11 protein-coding genes are annotated in these 18,546 nt (G+C 52.7%); 10 read left to right on the top strand and 1 reads right to left on the bottom strand.

All coding sequences use genetic code 11. The features are described from left to right. Positions 1 to 11 precede the first annotated feature (11 nt). The 8 genes from brxL (at position 12) to FCL48_RS15720 (ending at position 14,158) form a co-directional block, all read left to right on the top strand. On the top strand, positions 12 to 2,081 hold the full coding sequence (brxL, locus tag FCL48_RS15755; protein ID WP_136873366.1) for a BREX system Lon protease-like protein BrxL: 2,070 nt from the start codon (positions 12 to 14) through the stop codon (positions 2,079 to 2,081). A 1-nt stretch (position 2,082) separates the two neighbouring features. Beyond that, positions 2,083 to 4,659, top strand: coding sequence for an AAA family ATPase (locus FCL48_RS15750; RefSeq protein WP_136873364.1), 2,577 nt, complete (start codon positions 2,083 to 2,085; stop codon positions 4,657 to 4,659). 4 nt (positions 4,660 to 4,663) lie between these two features. Then, positions 4,664 to 5,905: an exonuclease SbcCD subunit D C-terminal domain-containing protein gene (locus tag FCL48_RS15745; protein WP_136873362.1), complete on the top strand. Its 1,242-nt coding sequence runs from the start codon at positions 4,664 to 4,666 to the stop codon at positions 5,903 to 5,905. Positions 5,906 to 5,916: 11 nt separating this feature from the next. Next, positions 5,917 to 9,192 carry an AAA family ATPase gene (locus tag FCL48_RS15740; RefSeq protein WP_136873360.1) on the top strand — a complete coding sequence of 1,092 codons (3,276 nt, stop codon included), beginning with the start codon at positions 5,917 to 5,919 and terminating at the stop codon, positions 9,190 to 9,192. Positions 9,193 to 9,199: 7 nt separating this feature from the next. Beyond that, on the top strand, positions 9,200 to 10,354 hold the full coding sequence (locus FCL48_RS15735) for a hypothetical protein (protein ID WP_136873358.1): 1,155 nt from the start codon (positions 9,200 to 9,202) through the stop codon (positions 10,352 to 10,354). 13 nt (positions 10,355 to 10,367) lie between these two features. Further along, entirely contained in the window at positions 10,368 to 10,601 is a 234-nt protein-coding gene (locus FCL48_RS15730; RefSeq protein WP_136873356.1) for a DUF2188 domain-containing protein, read from the top strand. 766 nt (positions 10,602 to 11,367) lie between these two features. Beyond that, a complete protein-coding gene (locus FCL48_RS15725) occupies positions 11,368 to 12,537 on the top strand; it encodes a Fic family protein (protein ID WP_136873354.1) in 1,170 nt (389 codons plus the stop codon). Positions 12,538 to 12,976: 439 nt separating this feature from the next. Further along, complete coding sequence (locus FCL48_RS15720) at positions 12,977 to 14,158, top strand: tyrosine-type recombinase/integrase (RefSeq protein ID WP_136873352.1); 1,182 nt, start codon at positions 12,977 to 12,979, stop codon at positions 14,156 to 14,158. A 246-nt stretch (positions 14,159 to 14,404) separates the two neighbouring features. On the opposite strand, the gene FCL48_RS15715 is transcribed toward FCL48_RS15720, so the two are convergent. Further along, positions 14,405 to 15,433, bottom strand: coding sequence for a transposase (locus FCL48_RS15715; RefSeq protein WP_136873350.1), 1,029 nt, complete (start codon positions 15,431 to 15,433; stop codon positions 14,405 to 14,407). Positions 15,434 to 16,035: 602 nt separating this feature from the next. Between FCL48_RS15715 and FCL48_RS15710 the strand changes: the two genes are divergently transcribed. Beyond that, a complete protein-coding gene (locus tag FCL48_RS15710; RefSeq protein ID WP_136873348.1) occupies positions 16,036 to 16,584 on the top strand; it encodes a cupin domain-containing protein in 549 nt (182 codons plus the stop codon). A gap of 459 nt (positions 16,585 to 17,043) precedes the next feature. Beyond that, positions 17,044 to 18,546 (top strand): CoA-acylating methylmalonate-semialdehyde dehydrogenase, encoded by a 1,503-nt coding sequence (locus FCL48_RS15705; RefSeq protein WP_136873346.1) that lies wholly within the window; start codon positions 17,044 to 17,046, stop codon positions 18,544 to 18,546.

Raw genomic sequence — 18,546 nt, 5'->3', positions numbered from 1 at the left:
ACGGGTGACCGATGAACGAACTTGACCAGAAAATCAACACACACTTCCCGGGACTTGTTGTCCGCAAGGATCTCGTCAAGACGGTCAAGGGCAACGCCATCGTTCCCTCCTACGTGCTGGAATACTTGCTGGGCCAGTATTGCGCCACCAGCGATGAGCCGACCATTCAGACCGGTATCGAGACGGTCAAGGAGATCCTTGCCAAGCATTATGTGCACCGGAATGAAGCCGGATTGGTCCGCTCGAACATCAAGGAAAAGGGGCGCTACAAGGTCATCGACAAGATCAATGTCGATCTGAACGACAAGAAGGATGTCTATCAGGCGCAGTTCTCCAACTTAGGGCTAAAAGAGGTTCTTGTTGATTCCGGAACGGTAAAAAAACACCCCAAGCTCCTGGTCGGCGGCGTGTGGTGCATCGCTGATCTGGAATATGAGTTTACCGAAGACAAAAGCGCCAGCCCTTGGATCTTGTCGACCCTCAAGCCGATCCAGCTCTCCCATTTCGATTTCGACGGCTATGTTGAGGCCCGCAAACAATTCACCACCGACGAGTGGATCGACCTGCTGGTGCAAAGCATCGGCTTCAACCCGGAGATGTTCGGCAAGCGCAGCAAGCTGACCCAACTGGTCCGCCTGATCCCGTTTTGCGAACGTAACTACAACCTGATTGAACTTGGCCCCAAGGGAACCGGCAAATCCCACATCTACTCGGAGTTCTCGCCCCACGGCATCCTGATCTCCGGCGGCGAGGTCACGGTTCCCAAGCTGTTCGTAAACAACTCTTCCGGAAAGATCGGTCTGGTCGGTTACTGGGACTGCGTTGCCTTCGATGAGTTTGCCGGAAAGCAAAAGCGCGTCGACAAGGCCCTGGTTGATATCATGAAAAACTACATGGCCAACAAGTCCTTCTCGCGAGGCGTCGAGACGCTGGGCGCGGAGGCCTCCATGGTGTTCGTGGGCAATACCCAGCACACCGTGCCCTACATGCTCAAGCACTCCGACCTGTTTTGCGAACTGCCCGACAAGTTCTACGACTCCGCGTTTCTGGACCGCGTCCATTTCTACATCCCCGGCTGGGAGGTCGACATCATCCGGGGCGAGATGTTCTCCAGCGGTTACGGTTTCGTGGTGGACTACCTGGCCGAGATCCTTCGCTCGCTGCGCAATCACGATTACTCGGACCGCTACAAGGAGCACTTCTCCCTCTCCTCCGATATCTCGACGCGGGACCGCGATGGTATCAACAAGACGTTCTCCGGCCTGATGAAAATCCTTTTCCCGCACGGTGGGTCAACCAAGGAAGAGGTCGAGGAGCTGCTGCGGTTCGCGATTGAAGGCCGCAAGCGCGTCAAAGATCAGCTGATGCGCATCGACTCCACCTACGGCAACGTCCGCTTTACCTATCAAGACACTGATGGCCGGGCCAAGCCTGTCACCACCCTCGAAGAAGAGGAATACCCCGGCTACTACCACAAGACCATCGCCGAGGGTGAAGACGGGGAAATCTTGGAAGCTGCGCAAGCGGACTCGCCCCAAGGTCCATCCGAACCCCTGGCTCCGGCCGAGCCTGTCCTCAAGGAAAAACACCTCACATTCCAGGAGAACCAGAAGGGTCTTTCGTTCGATACGCTGCTCGGCCCCTACCTCAAGGGCGCGACCGTGATCACGGTCACTGACCCGTATATCCGCCTGTTCTACCAGGTGCGCAACTTCATGGAATTTTTGGAGACCGTGGTCAAGCACAAGGCCCCGGATGAGGAAGTGTCCGTGCATCTGGTGACGACGGAAGACGAGTTCAAAGGCGAACAGCAGAAGGACAACTTCGAGAAGATGAAGGAGTCCGCAGGCAGCGTGGGCGTGAACTTCACCTGGGAGTTCGACGGCACTGGCACGATCCACGCCCGCCACATCGTGACCGACCACGGCTGGAAAATCTCCCTGGATCGCGGCCTCGACATCTTCCAGCACTACGAGATGAACGATGCCTTCACCTTCGCCAATCGCCTGCAGCAATACCGCCCATGCAAGGCGTTCGAGGTGACGTTCATTAAACACAAGCGGGAAGCTGAGGGGGAATAATATGAGCGGGATATCGGCATCACTGACCAAATGGTTTTCAGAGCGCCCCCAGTGGCTCCAGATCGCGGCTACTCGGCTACTCCAACAATCTGAGCTTACCGACAAAGATGTCTCTGAGCTCGCAACCCTATGCCAGCAGGAAGCCGAAGGTAATCTGCCCAAAACGACCTGTTCCTTTCCTGCTACCGCGTTCTCCCCGGGCGCAGCAGGCTCCCTGCGTTTGTGTTCAATCAGTGATGTCGAAGGAGTAAACGCCCTTGCTCCGAAAAAGCCACTTGAGTTTGGCAAGGGCAATATCACGATTGTTTATGGCAACAATGGGTCAGGCAAATCCGGTTACGTCAGACTCCTCAAACATGTATGCGGAGCCCGCGAGACGGGTACCCTCCACCGCAATGTCTATAAGCCCGGCTCTGCCGTACAGAAAGCCTGCATTTCGTTTGAGCAGGACGGCATTCCAAAAAGTCATACGTGGTCGGGACAAGGGATCTGCGATGACCTCAACAGTGTTGATATTTTCGACACTTCCTTTGGCAAGGTGTTTGTCAGCAGCGAAGACGAGGTGAGCTACGAGCCGCCGGTTCTATCGTTTTTCAGCTCGCTCATCCTCGCATGCGAAAAGGTCGCATCGGCCCTGGATGCCGAGACCAACCGGCACCAGTCCAAAAAGCCGAATATCCCGACTGACAAGAAGGTAACTCCTGAAGGCATCTGGTACGAAGCCATCAGCGCCAAAACCAGCACCCAGGACATCGACAAGCATTGCACATTTGGCAGCGCTGACGAGACCGAGATGCAAACGCTGCAGCAGCGACTTGACCAAAAGGCACCCGCAGAAGAAGCGAAGCGGCTGAGAAATCAGAAACAGCACATCGACACTCTGGTCCAGGATGCCCAAAAGTATCTGGAGCAATTATCGGACGAGAATTACCGGCGGATCATCGCTGCCAAGAAGAAGTCGATCCTTAAAAAGACTGCGGCAGATACGGCGGCGCAAAAGGTGTTCTCCGGCAGCGAGCTGGAAGGCATCGGCTCTGATGTCTGGAAAGAGCTATGGGAAGCGGCCCGGAACTACTCCGTATCGGCTGCCTACAAAGAGGCCGAGTACCCGAATGTTGCTGATGGCTCCCGTTGTGTCCTATGCCACCAGACCTTGACCCAGGAGGCCAAGGAGCGGTTGATCTCCTTCGAAAACTTCGTGAAGGGCGAAATGCAGAAAGCCGCAACGGATGCGGCCAAGGAATACGATACCGCCAATCAAACTATCGAGGCGCTACCGACATCGGATACGCTGAAGACACGTATCGATGCGGCTGGCATTCCACAGGATGAAGTCGCCAGCCAGGTGACGGATTTCTTTGCTCAATTACAGGCCAGAAAAGACCTGCTCCCTGGGATCGATTCCGAAGAAGCCATTCCCAATCCGCTACTCTCACCGAAATGGATCGAAGAAGCCAACGCCCGCTCGAAGAGCCTCGGTGAACTCGCGGCAAAATATGACGAAGACGCCAAAAGCGACAATCGAGAGGAGATCAAGAAAAAGCTAAACAGCCTGCAGGCCAGAAAGTGGTTGTCTGAGCACCGCGCCGCTATTGATGAAGAAGTCACCCGATTGAAGCTACTGAACCAGATTCAGGAGGCCAAGAAGTCGACCAACACCAAAGCCCTGTCCCAGAAGAAAGGGGAGCTGGCAGAAGCCTTGATCACGGATGCGTTCGTGCAAAGATTCAACGCGGAGCTCAAGGCCCTTGGCGCGTCTCAGGTGAAGGTTGAGCTCGTGAAATCAAAAGTCTCCAAGGGCCGAGTCCTTCATAAGCTCCAGCTTCGAGGTGCCTCTCAGAGTGGTCTCGCCGATGTCCTGAGCGAGGGAGAAAATCGGATCGTTTCCATTGCGGCATTTTTGGCCGACGTCACAGGCAAAAGCAACCAGGCCCCGTTTGTCTTCGACGATCCAATATCCTCGCTTGACCAAAGCTATGAGGAGGCCGTGGTTCAAAGGCTGATCGAGTTGTCTCAGGACAAGCAGGTCATTGTCTTTACTCACCGCCTGTCCCTGTTGGGAACGGTCAGGCATTTTGCCGAGAAGAAGTCCGTAAAGCCCGATGTGGTAAGCGTCCGCTCTGCTGACTGGGGTACCGGAGAGCCAGCTCCCATTCCACTTTCACAGAGTGACATCAAAACCGCCCTGAACACTCTCATGAATCAGCGGTACCAGGACGCAAAGAAGGCGAGTGAAAACGGCGAATTCGAACATGCCGAAATCTTGCTGAAGTCGATATGTAGCGATTTCAGGGCATTGGTGGAGCGTTCTATTGAAAATGATCTGCTGTGCGGAGTGGTTCAACGATTCCAGCGTCCAGTCCATACGTTGAAGCTCAAGGATCTGGCTAAGTTGAAAGACGCGGATTGCAATCTCCTTGATTCGCTCATGACCAAATACTCCGGGTTCGAACACTCACAGCCAGCAGAATCACCAGTGGAGCTGCCGAAGCCAGACGATCTTCTGGGCGACATGACTTCGCTAAAAAACTGGCGTGAAGAATACGCGAAGCGCCCCGCCTCTGCGGTGGCCGGGTAACAGTATGAAAGTTCTTCACACATCCGACTGGCACATTGGGCGCACTCTTTATGGCAGAAAACGCTACGAGGAGTTCGGAGCTTTTCTGACCTGGCTGGCTGATACGATTCAGCAGAATGAAATTGATGCACTGCTCGTGGCAGGAGATATCTTTGACACCAGCGCTCCGAGCAATCGCGCCCAAGAGCTCTATTACCGTTTCCTATGCCGGGTGGCCGCCTCATGCTGTCGGCATGTTGTTGTCGTCGCGGGCAACCACGATTCACCGTCCTTTCTCAATGCTCCCAAGGAGCTGCTCAAAGCCCTTGATGTCCATGTGGTCGGTAGTAGCACGGAATCCCCGGAAGACGAAGTGCTTGTGCTCCGCAATGATCAGGACACTCCGGAATTGATTGTCTGTGCCGTGCCCTACCTTCGCGACCGGGATATCCGCGTGGCGGAAGCAGGTGAGAGCGTCGAGGACAAGGAGCGGAAATTGATTGACGGCATCCGCACTCATTACGCCACCGTCGCCGCCTTGGCCGAACAGAAGCGCGAGGAACTCGGGGCCAATATTCCCATCGTTGGCACGGGGCATCTGTTCACCGCTGGCGGACAAACCGTCGATGGTGATGGCGTGCGCGAACTCTATGTCGGCTCCTTGGCTCACGTGACGGCCGGGATTTTTCCAGCCTGCTTCAACTATCTGGCGCTTGGTCACCTCCACATCCCGCAAGAGGTGAACGGCTCCAAAACCATACGCTACAGCGGCTCACCACTGCCCATGGGGTTCGGAGAGGCAAAACAGCAGAAGAGCGTTTGCCAGGTTGAGTTCCACAGCACGGCTGCATCGGTACAGCTGATCGACGTACCGGTGTTTCAGAAACTCGAGCGCGTCAAGGGTGACTGGGACGGCATCTCAAGCCGCATCCTTGAATTGACGGCAACGGACGACCCCAATCGATCAAGGGCCTGGCTCGAAGTCATTTACGACGGTATTGAGGTCATTGGCGACCTGCGTGAGCGCCTGGAGGCAGCTATTTCCGGCACCCAAATGGAAATTCTCCGGATAAAGAACAACCGCATCATCGACCGCGTTCTGGGGCAAATCCATGAAGAGGAAACGCTCGACGATCTGAACGTGAACGACGTGTTCGAACGATGCCTCGCCGTCCATGACGTGCCCGAAGAGCAGCGGCCGGAGCTGCTTCGGGCCTACCAGGAAACGGTCTCGTCTCTCTATGAAGACGATGTGCAGGCGGAATAGAGAGGCTGTCGATGAGAATCCTGCAGGTACGCTTCAAGAATCTGAACTCACTGGTCGGCGAATGGCAAATCGACCTGATGCATCCGGCCTTCGCGTCTGACGGCATCTTCGCCATCACCGGCCCCACCGGCGCGGGGAAGACCACCATCCTCGATGCTATATGCCTCGCCCTTTATGGGCGGACGCCTCGCCTGAACAAGGTCACCAAGAGCGGAAACGAAATCATGTCCCGCCAGACCGGCGAATGTTTTGCCGAGGTGACCTTCGAAACCCAGACCGGGCGTTACCGCTGTCACTGGAGCCAACACCGGGCACGCAAGAAGCCGGATGGCGAACTCCAGGCCCCGAAACACGAAATTGCCAATGCCGATTCCGGCGAAATCTTTGAATCCAAGATCAGAGGTGTAGCCGACCAGATCGAGTCGGCTACCGGCATGGACTTTGATCGTTTCACCCGATCCATGTTGCTGGCCCAGGGCGGCTTTGCCGCGTTCCTTCAGGCGGCACCGGATGATCGTGCTCCGATTCTGGAGCAGATAACGGGCACAGAGATCTACAGCCAGATATCCATCCGTGTCCATGAGCGCCAACGTGAGGAGCGGGAAAAACTGAACCTGCTCCAGGCTGAAACGGCAGGTATCGTGATTCTTGACCCGGAGCAGGAACAAGAGATCGGGCAGGCACTCGAGACAAAGCAGAAGGAAGAGACAGACCTTGCCGCCAAATCCGCTGACACCGGGAAGGCCATTGCCTGGCTCACTACCATCGATGGGCTGAAGAAGGAAATCATCAACCTGGCCGATGAAGCGAGCAAGCTGCAGGGCGATATCGAGGCATTCAAACCGGACCGTGAAAAGCTGGACCGAGCTTTGAGCGCCGCCTCACTGGACGGCGCATACGCAACGCTCACCGCCACCCGCAAACAACAGGCGGATGATAGAGCAGGCTTGAAAGCTGAGGAAGAGGCTCTTCCTGGACTGGAATCCTCCGCCAAGGAACAGGCCGAAGTACTGAAATCGGCTGAGCAACAAACCGCTCGGGCAAAAGAAGAGCTGAAAGCGGCCACGCCTACATTGCAGAAGGTTCGCTCCCTGGATCAGAAACTTGCCGATCAGAAAAAAGCTGTTTCGGAAGGTGATGAGGGCTGCAAGAAGGATGCGGCCAAGATTGACGCTGACAAAAAAGTCCGGCTTGATGAGCAGGTAAAGCGATCTACGGCCCATGAGACGCTGGAGCTTGTAGGCGGCTACCTCAAGGAGAATGCACAAGATGAATGGCTGATCGGCGGTCTGGCTGGCGTTGAAGAACAGATCGGCGGCCTGCTCTCCAAACAAAATGAAATCGTTCAAAAGGAGGCCGCTCAAGAAACGGCCACGACGGCTCTGGAACTGGCGGCAAAATCACTCGAGGACGGTCAGAAGCAATCCGGCATCCGGAAGCAGGAGTTGGAGGACGCCTCAAAACAGTTTCAGCAGGCGAAGGATGCTTTGAGCCAGCTACTGGGGGACCGCTTGTTGCGGGAATATCGCACCGAGAAGGAAACTCTGCTGCGAGAAATGGCCTTCCTGACGAAAATTGCGGAGCTTGAAGATCATCGGGCAAAACTGGAAGACGGCAAGCCTTGTCCACTCTGTGGCGCGACCGAACACCCCTTCGCGGAAGGGAATGTACCCGCCCCCGATGAAACCGAACAAAAGATCGACGCACTGACCAGACTGATTTGCAAAGCCGAGGATCAGGAAGCCGCCATCAAGAAACTCGAAGAAGCAGAAAGCCTTGCCCGCAAGAACCTGACGGAGGCTGAAAAGCTGGAGTCAGCAGCGGCTAATGACAAGAAGGCTGCCGAGAAAGCCCTGGCCGAGGTGAAGGACGGCCTGGTGAAACTCCGTGCCGATTTTGCCGAACGTAGACAGGCTGTTACTACCAAGCTCCAGCCGCTTGGTATTGCGGACATCCCTGAAACCGACATTTCATCACTGATCGAAACCCTCAAGGCGCGGCTGAAGGCGTGGCAGGCCCAGGTCAAGAAAAAGGCGGACATCGAAAAACAAATTTCCGACATCGACAGCGAGGTGAAGCGGCTGGATGCGGTTATCGAAACTCAAAGCACTGCCCTGACCGAAAAGCTGGAACGCCTGGAGACCTTGAAAAAGGAACTCGTCGCTGGAAGTGATGAGCGCAATGCACTGTACGGCGACAAGAATCCGGACGATGAGGAGCGCCGGTTAAACAAGGCGATTTCGGATGCCGAAGGTGCCGAAAAACAAGCCAGAGACCGGCACAATGAGCTCCAACAAAAATGGAATACCGCGAAGGCCCATGTCGAATCTCTGAAGAAACGCATCGACCTACGAGAGCCGGAACTGAGAGGTCTTGAAACCGAATTCTCCGCAGCGCTCGCGCCTGTTGGCTTTTCAAATGAAGAACAGTTCCTGGCGGCCATACTGCCCACTGAAGCTCGGGCTGAGCTGACAGCCACGGCCAAGGATCTGGATGAGCGTCAAACGGATCTGAAGGCCAGACAGAAGGATCGGGAAACGCGCCTGGCCACGGAAATGGCCCGCAAGCTCACCGACAAGTTGCTGGAAGAGCTCGATCCCCAATTCAAGGAACAAGAGGAGGCCCTGAAAGAGCTACGGGACATCATTGCCGGTCTGAAACACAAGTTGAGTGAAAATGCGGCTGCAAAAGAGCGGATAAAAGAAAAGCAGACAGCTATCGAAGCTCAGAAAAAAGAGTGCCGCAGGTGGGAAAACCTGCACGAATTGATCGGCTCGGCAGACGGCAAGAAATACCGCAATTTTGCCCAGGGGCTGACCTTCGAAATGATGATTGGTCACGCCAACCGGCAATTGCAGAAAATGACCGACCGCTACTTGCTGGCTCGTGACGATGCTCAGCCCCTGGAGCTCAACGTCGTCGACAACTATCAGGCTGGGGAGATTCGATCCACGAAGAACCTTTCCGGCGGCGAGAGCTTCATCGTCAGCCTGTCCCTGGCGCTGGGGTTGTCTCATATGGCCAGCAAGAATGTCCGGGTGGATTCGCTGTTCCTGGATGAAGGCTTCGGCACCCTGGACGAGGAAGCCCTCGACACCGCGTTGGAAACCCTCGCAGGCTTGCAGCAGGACGGCAAGCTGATCGGCGTTATTTCACACGTACCGGCCTTGAAGGAACGAATCAGTACGCAGATCCAGGTAACGCCTCAAACCGGTGGCAGAAGCCAGATATCCGGGCCTGGATGCGGCAGGCTGGGCGCTACAGAGTTGGCCGTAGAAACAGGTTGAATTGAAGATGTCGGACGATCTCAAAACAGCAAAAACCGCTCTCGCCAAGCTCCATCAGGACATGGAGGCCATTAACAGGCTGGCCAAGGCGCCCTATCTGAGTGTGATAGAGCAGATGGAGCGAACGCTGGAACCGATCCGTCGTCAGCAGTTGGAAATCACCCGCGCTCTCGAAATGGCTGGAGCAGCGACCCGGATACAGGAAATCGTCGGTGCTAATCAACACTGGCAGGAGTTGATAAAGCAGGCATCCGCGACAAGTCGCATTGCCGAGAGTCTTTCGGCCGCGCATCAGTCATGGCTTGATACGATCAAACCTATCCAGCACGACTTCTCGCACCTTTCCCAGCTTCAGGCATCCGCCAAGCTCGCTCTGTGTGATACATCCTTGCGGCTTGCCGCCACGGAACGGCTCATGGCGGGCATCGATTTCGAGGCGATAAGGGGTCGTTTCCAGATCGAGATGCCGGTCATCTCGGGACTGGAGAGTTCGATAGCCCATGTGGCAGCCTCGTATGGGAATTTGGCAGAGTCACTGCGGGAGATCTCGGACATCACGCGGCTGCCAGCCTTCGTTTTACCTGGGGCCACCCGCGAGATCTATACCACCAGCTTCGCGCTCGAAACCCTTCGCCCCTGGGATGAACGGGATGAGGACGAGGCCGAAACGGAAATTCAGTTTGTCGCCGAAGCTGAGTTGGAAACATCGGGCTGCATCGCTCTTCTGCAGCAGGTCGATCCAGGGCTCGCTCGGCCGTACATCGGCGCTCGTGATGCCCTGTATGGTAACAATGCCGACCGGGCAAGGCACATTCTGAGCTCGCTCAGGGAGTTGTGGAACCATCTGCTCAGGCGATTGGCACCCGATGATCTCGTCGCCGCGTGGATTCCTGGGGTGTCCAATCAGAAGGACCTGCTGCATGACGGCAAGCCAACTCGTCGAGCCAGGGTACTTTATGTCTGCCGGGAGCTGAACAACGAGCCGCTGACCGACTTCCTGATGCACGATACTCGGGCGCTGGTGAAGCTGATCGAGCTATTCAATCGGGTTCACGAGTTGGAGACTGCGCTGACCGATGAACAGCTCAGGGCCATTCTCATCAGGACCGATTCGTGGCTTATGTACATACTGCAAATCTCGTCGGGAAATTTTCACAAGTAGACAGGAGGCAACCATGTCAAAGAAACCAGGATCACATCATGTAGTCCCGAACGCCGATGGCGGCTGGGACGTCAAGAAAGACGGTGCGACCCGTAGCAGCGGCCACTTCGATAAGAAGCAGGAGGCCGTTGATGCCGGGCGCAAGATCAGCCAGAACCAAGGCACCGAGTTCTACATCCACGGCAAGGACGGGAAGATCCAGAACAAGGACAGCCACGGGAACGATCCATATCCGCCGAAGGGGTGATGCCCGGGCCAATTCGATTCCCGTTTTTGGAACCGAACCGGCGTCCGAAAACCGGATTCGAAGTTGTTGCGGTTCAGCGCCAGGTATCCGGTTTTACTGCAAACCCGTCACCCTCGTCCGGTGCCGGGAAATCAGGGGAGAAATTCGTTTCTCTGGTCGGGTTGTCGGGAAGTGGTTGTGTGAGATGACTTCGGCGTTTATTATCAAGGAGTTACGAGGAGCGCGGGCTTTGAGACTGTTTTGCGGTAGGTCGTCGTTCCCTCCGATTCTGCCGGTCTGAGAGCTAACGCAAATCGGACTCACCTCGAAACCGCAAAAATTATTCACCCGGATTTCCCGCGTTTCCGACCTTCCGCTGAAGCCGCCTCTCGTCGAAACACCGAATTTTCAATGGGTTGAGCATCAAGAACGGTTCAAGACGAGTTCGAGAGATTTTTCGGTGGAACAGAGAAAACGCACGTCCGAAAGCGACCCCGAAAAGGAAGCGGGGTTGAAACGGCATTTCCCGCCCCCGGAGAATGCCCAATCCGGGCAGCGGACCGAAACCCTTTGATAACAGGGGCTTTCCGGCAACCGAAAAATCGGAGCCGTGGTTGTTACTTTTTTCCGCTTTAGCATATGCGTCGCAACGTCGAACGCTCGTCTGAGGAAATCGAAGTGGCCGTTCAGGAAATCCGCTTGATTTTTCCTTCCCGGTTCTTTATTTTAGGATATGCTGTGAAAATAAAATAAAGACGAACCTTATTTTAGGTTCGAGGCAGGCAGGATGAAGCGAGAACTCCAAGGTAGATACGTGACCATATCGACGGTGGGTGAGAAGGCCCAGGCCTTCGTGCCCGCGCCGCTACCGCCACGTCCACCCATCGACTGGACGCCGGAGCTGCGCAGCAAGTTCGACCAGGCGCTGCTGGCGCTCGGGCGTCTGGACAGCGTCTCGACCTTGCTGCCGGACACCTCGCTGTTCCTGTACATGTATGTCCGCAAGGAGGCAGTGCTCTCCTCCATGATCGAGGGAACCCAGTCATCCCTGTCGGATCTGCTGCTGTTCGAGCTGGATCAGGAGCCCGGCGTCCCGCTGGATGACGTGCGGGAGGTTAGCAACTATGTTGCGGCCCTCGACCATGGTCTGCGCCTGCTGGAGGAAGGGCTGCCACTGTCGCTGCGGCTGTTCCGCGAGATCCATGGCGTTCTGCTGACCAAGGGACGTGGCAGCAATCAGACCCCGGGCGAGTTTCGGCGCAGCCAGAACTGGATCGGCGGCACCCGGCCGGGCAACGCGGCTTTCGTTCCGCCTCCTGCCGAAGAGGTGCTGGAGTGCATGAGCAAGCTGGAGCTCTTCCTCCATGACCAGCCGGAGCCGACCCAAGTGCTTCTCAAGGCGGCGCTGGCCCATGTGCAGTTCGAGACGATCCACCCATTTTTGGACGGTAACGGCCGTCTAGGGCGTCTGCTGATCGCGCTGCTCCTGTGCGAGCAGAAGGTGCTGCGGGAGCCTATGCTCTACCTCAGCCTCTACTTCAAGACGCACCGCCAGTATTACTACGAGTTGCTCAACAACGTGCGCATGACCGGCGACTGGGAAGCCTGGCTCGACTTCTTTGCCGAGGCCGTGATCGTCACTGCCACCCAGGCGGTCGAGACAGCACAGCAGCTTCTCGACCTGTCCAACCAGGATCGCGACAAGATCAGCGGCCTTGGACGAGCGGCGGCATCCACCCTGCAGGTCCACCGGGCACTCATGGAGCATCCCATCGCCACCTCAGGCTCGCTGGTGGAAAAGACCGGCATCACCCCAGCCACGGTCAACAAGGCACTCGGCCACCTGGAACAGCTCGGCATCGTCAAGGAGCTGACTGCCCAGAAGCGTAACCGCCTGTTCAGCTACGCGGGCTATATCGAGATCATGAGTCGCGGCACGGAGCTGCCGGGTAGGTAGGCCAGTTCGATTCCGGTTTTCGGAATCGAACCGGATGTACGGAGAAACAGGACAGGGTTGTGGCGAGGCCCTTGGTATCCGATTATGCTGCAAACCCAGCATCCTCGTCCGGAGCTTGGAAATCGGGAGAGAAAAGTTGCTTCCCGGGCGGGAACTTGGGGCGTGACTCGGCTTCCTATGTGAAGCCCTTTGTTTTCAATGTGTTACGTGGTGGTTTGCGATCGGAGACTGGGTTGCGGTCGAGAGCTGTTCCCTCCACCAATTGGTAGTTTAAAGAAGTCCAGTAAAGACCAAAACCCCGAGAGCCAGTAAGGCTTTCGGGGTTTTTCTGTTTTATAGGGTGTAACAAAATCCATTGACATCTGACGGTATGTGACGGTAGATTTGACGGTATTCTATGATACCGTCAAGTCAAATACCGTCAAAGGGGGATACCGTCATGTCACTCACTGATACCGCCATCCGTAATGCGAAGGCCAAAGATAAGCCCTATAAATTATCTGATGGGAGAGGTTTGTACCTGTTGATAAATAAACAAGGAAAATATTTTCGATGGGATTATCGATTTGGTGGAAAAAGGAAAACTTTCTCTTTTGGGATTTACCCTGATGTCAAACTCAAAGAGGTTCGAGAGAGACATGAAGACCTAAGGCGACTTTTGGCTCGGGATATAGACCCTATGGAGTATAAAAAAGAAATTAAAGTCAAAATCCAGAATGAGGCTTTGCATTCTTTTGAGGCTGTAGCACGCGAATGGTTTGTGAAAAACAAACCGGTGTGGACGAAAAAGCATGCACAAACCATAATCAGTCGTCTTGAGAATAATATTTTCCCTTGGCTGGGGAATACTGAAGTTTTTGATATTTCTGCACCAATGCTGCTTGAAACATTGAGGAGGATAGAAGACAGAGGAGCTATAGAAACGGCCCATCGTGTTAAACAGATCTGTGGTCAAATCTTTAGGTATGCAATAGCAACCGGAAAGGCTGAGCGTGATCCGACTGCTGATCTTAAAGGTGCTCTGCCCCCGACTCGGGCAAAAAGTATGGCGACAATCACCGATCCAAAGAAAATTGGTGGGTTAATGAGGGTGATAGCTGGTTATGAAGGAAATTTAATAACCAGATGTGCCTTAAAGTTGGCTCCACTAGTTTTTGTACGTCCCGGAGAATTGCGGCATGCAGAGTGGGATGAAATAGATCTGGATGTAGCGCAATGGAAAATTCCTGCCGATAAAATGAAAATGCGGCAAGTGCATATAGTCCCCCTTTCAAAACAGGCACTCGCTGTTCTTGTTGAAATAAGTGGTCTTACCGGTACCGGAAAGTTCGTCTTTCCGAGCCTGCGAAGTGGAAGTCGGCCGATGAGTAATAACACTATTAACGCAGCGCTACGAAGAATGGGATACGATAAGGATGAGTTGACGGGCCATGGGTTTAGGTCGATGGCATCGACGCTTTTACATGAAAATGGTTGGCAGACAGATGTTATTGAACGTCAGCTGGCCCATGCAGAAGGGAACAGTGTGAAGGCGGCATATAACCATGCTCAGCACTTACCGGAGCGTAGAAAAATGATGCAATGGTGGGCGGACTATTTGGACGATTTGAAGAATATGTAAACCCCTTTGGTAAGGGTCTGGTAGAGAGCTTGGAACGGAAGCATTTAAACCGGTTTATTGTTGATTGAGTTTCGACGAATCGAATTAGCTTTTCACGACTATATGCCTCTTTGCACTCATCAGCTTTTGTGAGAGATAAAAATGGTTGTAGCAGGGAAAAACTGTCTTTAATAAAAGGGCCAAGTATAATTTTACCAAGTAAATGGTTTCCCTCCGAGATTCAAATACCATCTGTGTTACCGGCGATTAAGCCGTTGCCAGCTTCAATCTGGCAAGAACAAGAAGATTATACGATACTATGTTGCTCCATACATACTGTTTTAAACCTTGCCAACCAGACCAACTGCACCTGCTAAGGCCATATTCTGTCTTCCGGTTGCCTTTGACAATAATATCGGTATGCGTTTCAAAAAAGGAGACAACCTTTTCCGAAGCAGGTACTTTTTCATTATGGATTACTCGGCGCTCAGTTTGATCGATAACTTTTTTCAAAAGATTGAAGGCTCTCGCCAGTTTCTCGGCAAGATTACGGGCTCGAAACATGTCTAAAACAACGTTCCCTTCGTAAGAAAAAAGCTCTTCGGCGGCTGGTTCTGCATAACCACACACCTTCGAAGCATACAGCAACATGTCTTTGTAGGCGGCGTCTCGAGTTGTTTTCTTTTTGGTGTTTTGAATTTTAAACAATCGTTTCTTTACAACTCTGCGATGGTCCGAGAAAAAATAAAGTGGTTTCGGCGAAAATTCTTTCTCCTCGAAGAGCCAACGGGTGATGACTCGAACGCCATCCCAGAGTAGAGTTGAATCGCTCGGCGAGTGGATATCTGATTCAACGACAGTTGAATCAAGCCGGATCTTCCGACCATTCCCGAGCTTTTCATCATTGGCGTAAGCAACGATAAAATGATGGATAGCGACCCAGGTATCTTCGCTGAGGGGCTTGATATTGCTTTGCAGGACTGATTTGCTGGGGTATTGACCCATTTTAAATTTAACAAAAGCTCGAAAAGAGAGCGAATCAGCAAGATAATATTCCAGGTCATCGTAGGTCAGTTCGCGGAGTTGCTTTAAGATAGCGCAACGTAAAACTTGTTCAGCGGTCATGCCATTTCTTCCTGTGTCCGTCCTACGGCCTTTTGTGAGATCTGCAAAAGCCAGGTTTAAGATCTCAGGATTGGCCTCAAGAATAATGGACATCTGTTCAAGTTCTTTTGGTCCAGGATTTTTACCGAGGACTTCGAAGATTGTCCTTTGTGGATTCCGTTTTTTGCGCATATTGACATTTTCCCCCTATGAACTATTTGAACCATTTCAGTAGGTTGCTATATGCATCTTACAACAGTTTACAAAAATATCGACGTTTTTAACGACTTTCATGTGTGATTTCTGACTCTTATGGTTTCAGGATGGAAACTAGGTAGGATTTCTCCGGAGGAGTACGTTTTCCGTCTTGGGAAGTCCCGAACCGGCCTGTACAATGCTGGAGCTCATTATGTAATCGATACTATGAAAGAACTTCCAATTCTTATTGAAAACATAAACAGACGACTGACAGTCGGTGATAAGCCTTAGAATACCTGATTTTAGGCTTGTTGATGATCAAAATAGTAGACAGTGATTTTTTCAAGATTAACTCCCCACTCATTCATCACATCTGTCTGTAACAAGGCGTATTTATTGACGGGCAACAAAAGTAGATATTACACAAGCTCCGGTCACGGACTAAGTTGATATTGTCTTTTTACATTGCCTGATCTCCGCTCATTGCCTATACTTCTCTTAACACATGGGTAGAATATTAAACAATTGCCCCGTTTAACCATCATATGGCAAAACAATAATAAACCACAAGAAGAGTTGGTGCAGGAGATAGAGCAATGGATATAGATGCAGGACAGCGGTTACGAGCAATCAGGGAGATGTACGGGCTTTCTCAGCGGTCTCTAGCCAAAAAAGCTGGAGTAACCAATGGGATTATTTCCATGATCGAGCAAAACCGAAACAGCCCGTCGCTTGCCACTCTCAAAAAAATACTCGATGCTATACCGATCTCCTTTTCTGATTTTTTCACCATCGATTTTGATGAAAAAAATCAGATTGTTTATAGAGCGGAGGAACTTCTGGAGATTGGCAGTTCTGGTTTCTCATTTCGACAGGTAGGACGAGATCTGAAAGAAAAAGCTATGCAGATTCTTCACGAACGCATTGCCCCTGGGGCAGACAGTGGCTCGGAAATGCTGCGGCATGAGTCCGAAGAGGGCGGAGTCGTCCTACGCGGCATTTTGGAGCTTACTGTGGGCGGTGAGGTGTACACTCTTGGTGCTGGTGATGCTTACTATTTTGATAGTCGTATCCCCCATCGATTCCGCAATCTTGGTGAGGAGACTGTAGAGATGGTAAGCTCCTGTTCACCTCCAACCCTCTAGGTTTGTTTCTTGTGGGTTGGTCCCACCTTGGTGCTCATTCTCTCTTATGGTCACCGGACTCTGCAATTCTGAAGGGAATATTTTATTCTGACCCACTGATCTTATAAGCTCCTCTTTTCACAAACCGAAAATCCTGTAATTTCCTCTTTTTAGCCGTGCTTGTCCTGGTATCGGCAAGCACTGTGTCAAGTTGTGTTTAGCTCTTCATTTTATGCCAATTATAAGAGTAAAAGTGCTTAGTGCTGTTTAATATATGTGCACACATCCTTACAAATGGCTCGTTACACTAAATGTAAATGCCAAGATGTGCTTGTGAATATTTCGGTTGTCTAATTTATTAAACGCTGCTAGAGTGAAATCAGAGTCCATTACAGGGCCTGGAAATATAGTGATCAATGAACTCGAAATTAATTCGCAGATGCAAATTGCCATGTGAGAACATGACCCAGTGGAGGGAAAATGAAAAGTATTGTCGGACATTTAATAAATGGTGAGCTCGTGCCCGATAACGGAGATCGTCTGCAGGATGTCTATAACCCTGCAACTGGCGAGGTAGCTAAACAGGTCGCTCTGGCATCAAAAGCCACGGTTGAAAAGGCTATTGCTGCAGCTGATGCTGCATTTCCCGCCTGGAGAAACACCTCACCTGCCAAGCGATGCCAGGTCATGTTCAGACTTAAGGTTCTCCTCGAGGAACACAGTGAGACCATCTGCAATATGATTACGGACGAGCATGGAAAAGTGCACCATGACGCCATGGGAGAATTGACCCGCGCAATCGAGAACGTGGAATTTGCCTGTGGTGCTCCCCAATTGTTAAAAGGAGAACATAGCAAGAACGTGGGAACGGCCATTGATTCCTGGAGCGAGTTCCAGCCTCTTGGTGTTGTCGCCGGAATTACTCCTTTCAATTTTCCAGCAATGGTACCTTTCTGGATGTGGCCGTTGGCTATAGTCTGCGGTAACACTTTTGTACTCAAACCCTCCGAGAGAACACCTTCTGCATCACTTTTCATGGCTCAACTCGCCCTTGAAGCTGGGTTGCCGGCAGGAGTGCTCAATGTGGTGATGGGAGACAAGGAGGCGGTGGATACCCTGCTTAACGACAAGCGGGTTCAGGCTGTAAGTTTCGTCGGTTCAACACCTATTGCCGAATATATCTATACAACGGCTACGGCCAACGGCAAGCGGGTCCAAGCCCTTGGTGGAGCAAAAAACCACGCCATTCTCATGCCCGATGCCGATATGGATAATGCGGTCAGTGCAATTATGGGTGCCGCCTATGGCTCCTGCGGTGAACGTTGCATGGCGCTTCCCGTAGTAGTAGCTGTAGGGGATGAGGCAGGGGATGCCGTTGTGGAAAAACTGAAAGCCGAGCTGTCGACGATGAAGGTTGGGCCTGGTCGCGACAACAACAACGACATGGGTCCATTGGTCAACAAGGCCCATTTTGAGAAAGTGAAGGGATATGTAGATAAGGGAGTTGAAGAAGGGGCAATACTTGTCGTCGATGGCCGTGACACGGTTATCAAAGGATACGAGAACGGATTCTTTCTGGCGGGTTGTCTGTTCGACCATGTTACAGCTGAGATGAAAATATATAAAGATGAAATTTTCGGTCCGGTGCTCTGCATAGTGCGAGTCAAGAGCCAGCAGGAGGCCATGGACCTGATCAATGATCATGAGTACGGTAACGGAACCTGTATTTTCACCCGCGATGGGGAGTCAGCACGTTACTTCACTGATAATATCAAGGTGGGCATGGTCGGGGTGAACATACCGCTGCCTGTGCCTGTTTCGTACCAGAGTTTTGGTGGTTGGAAGCGCTCTCTTTTTGGCGACCTGTCAATGTATGGGCCGGATGGTGTCCGTTTCTGGACCCGACGCAAAACCATTACCCAGAGGTGGCCTTCGTCGCAAATCAGGGAAGGAGCCAAATTCTCCTTTCCCAGCAATAATTGA

Origin of the sequence: Desulforhopalus sp. IMCC35007, from assembly GCF_005116575.1 — a bacterium.
Lineage (GTDB): Bacteria > Desulfobacterota > Desulfobulbia > Desulfobulbales > Desulfocapsaceae > Desulforhopalus_A.
Note: the sequence above shows the minus strand (reverse complement) of the source record. Positions and strands in the feature narration are given on the sequence as shown.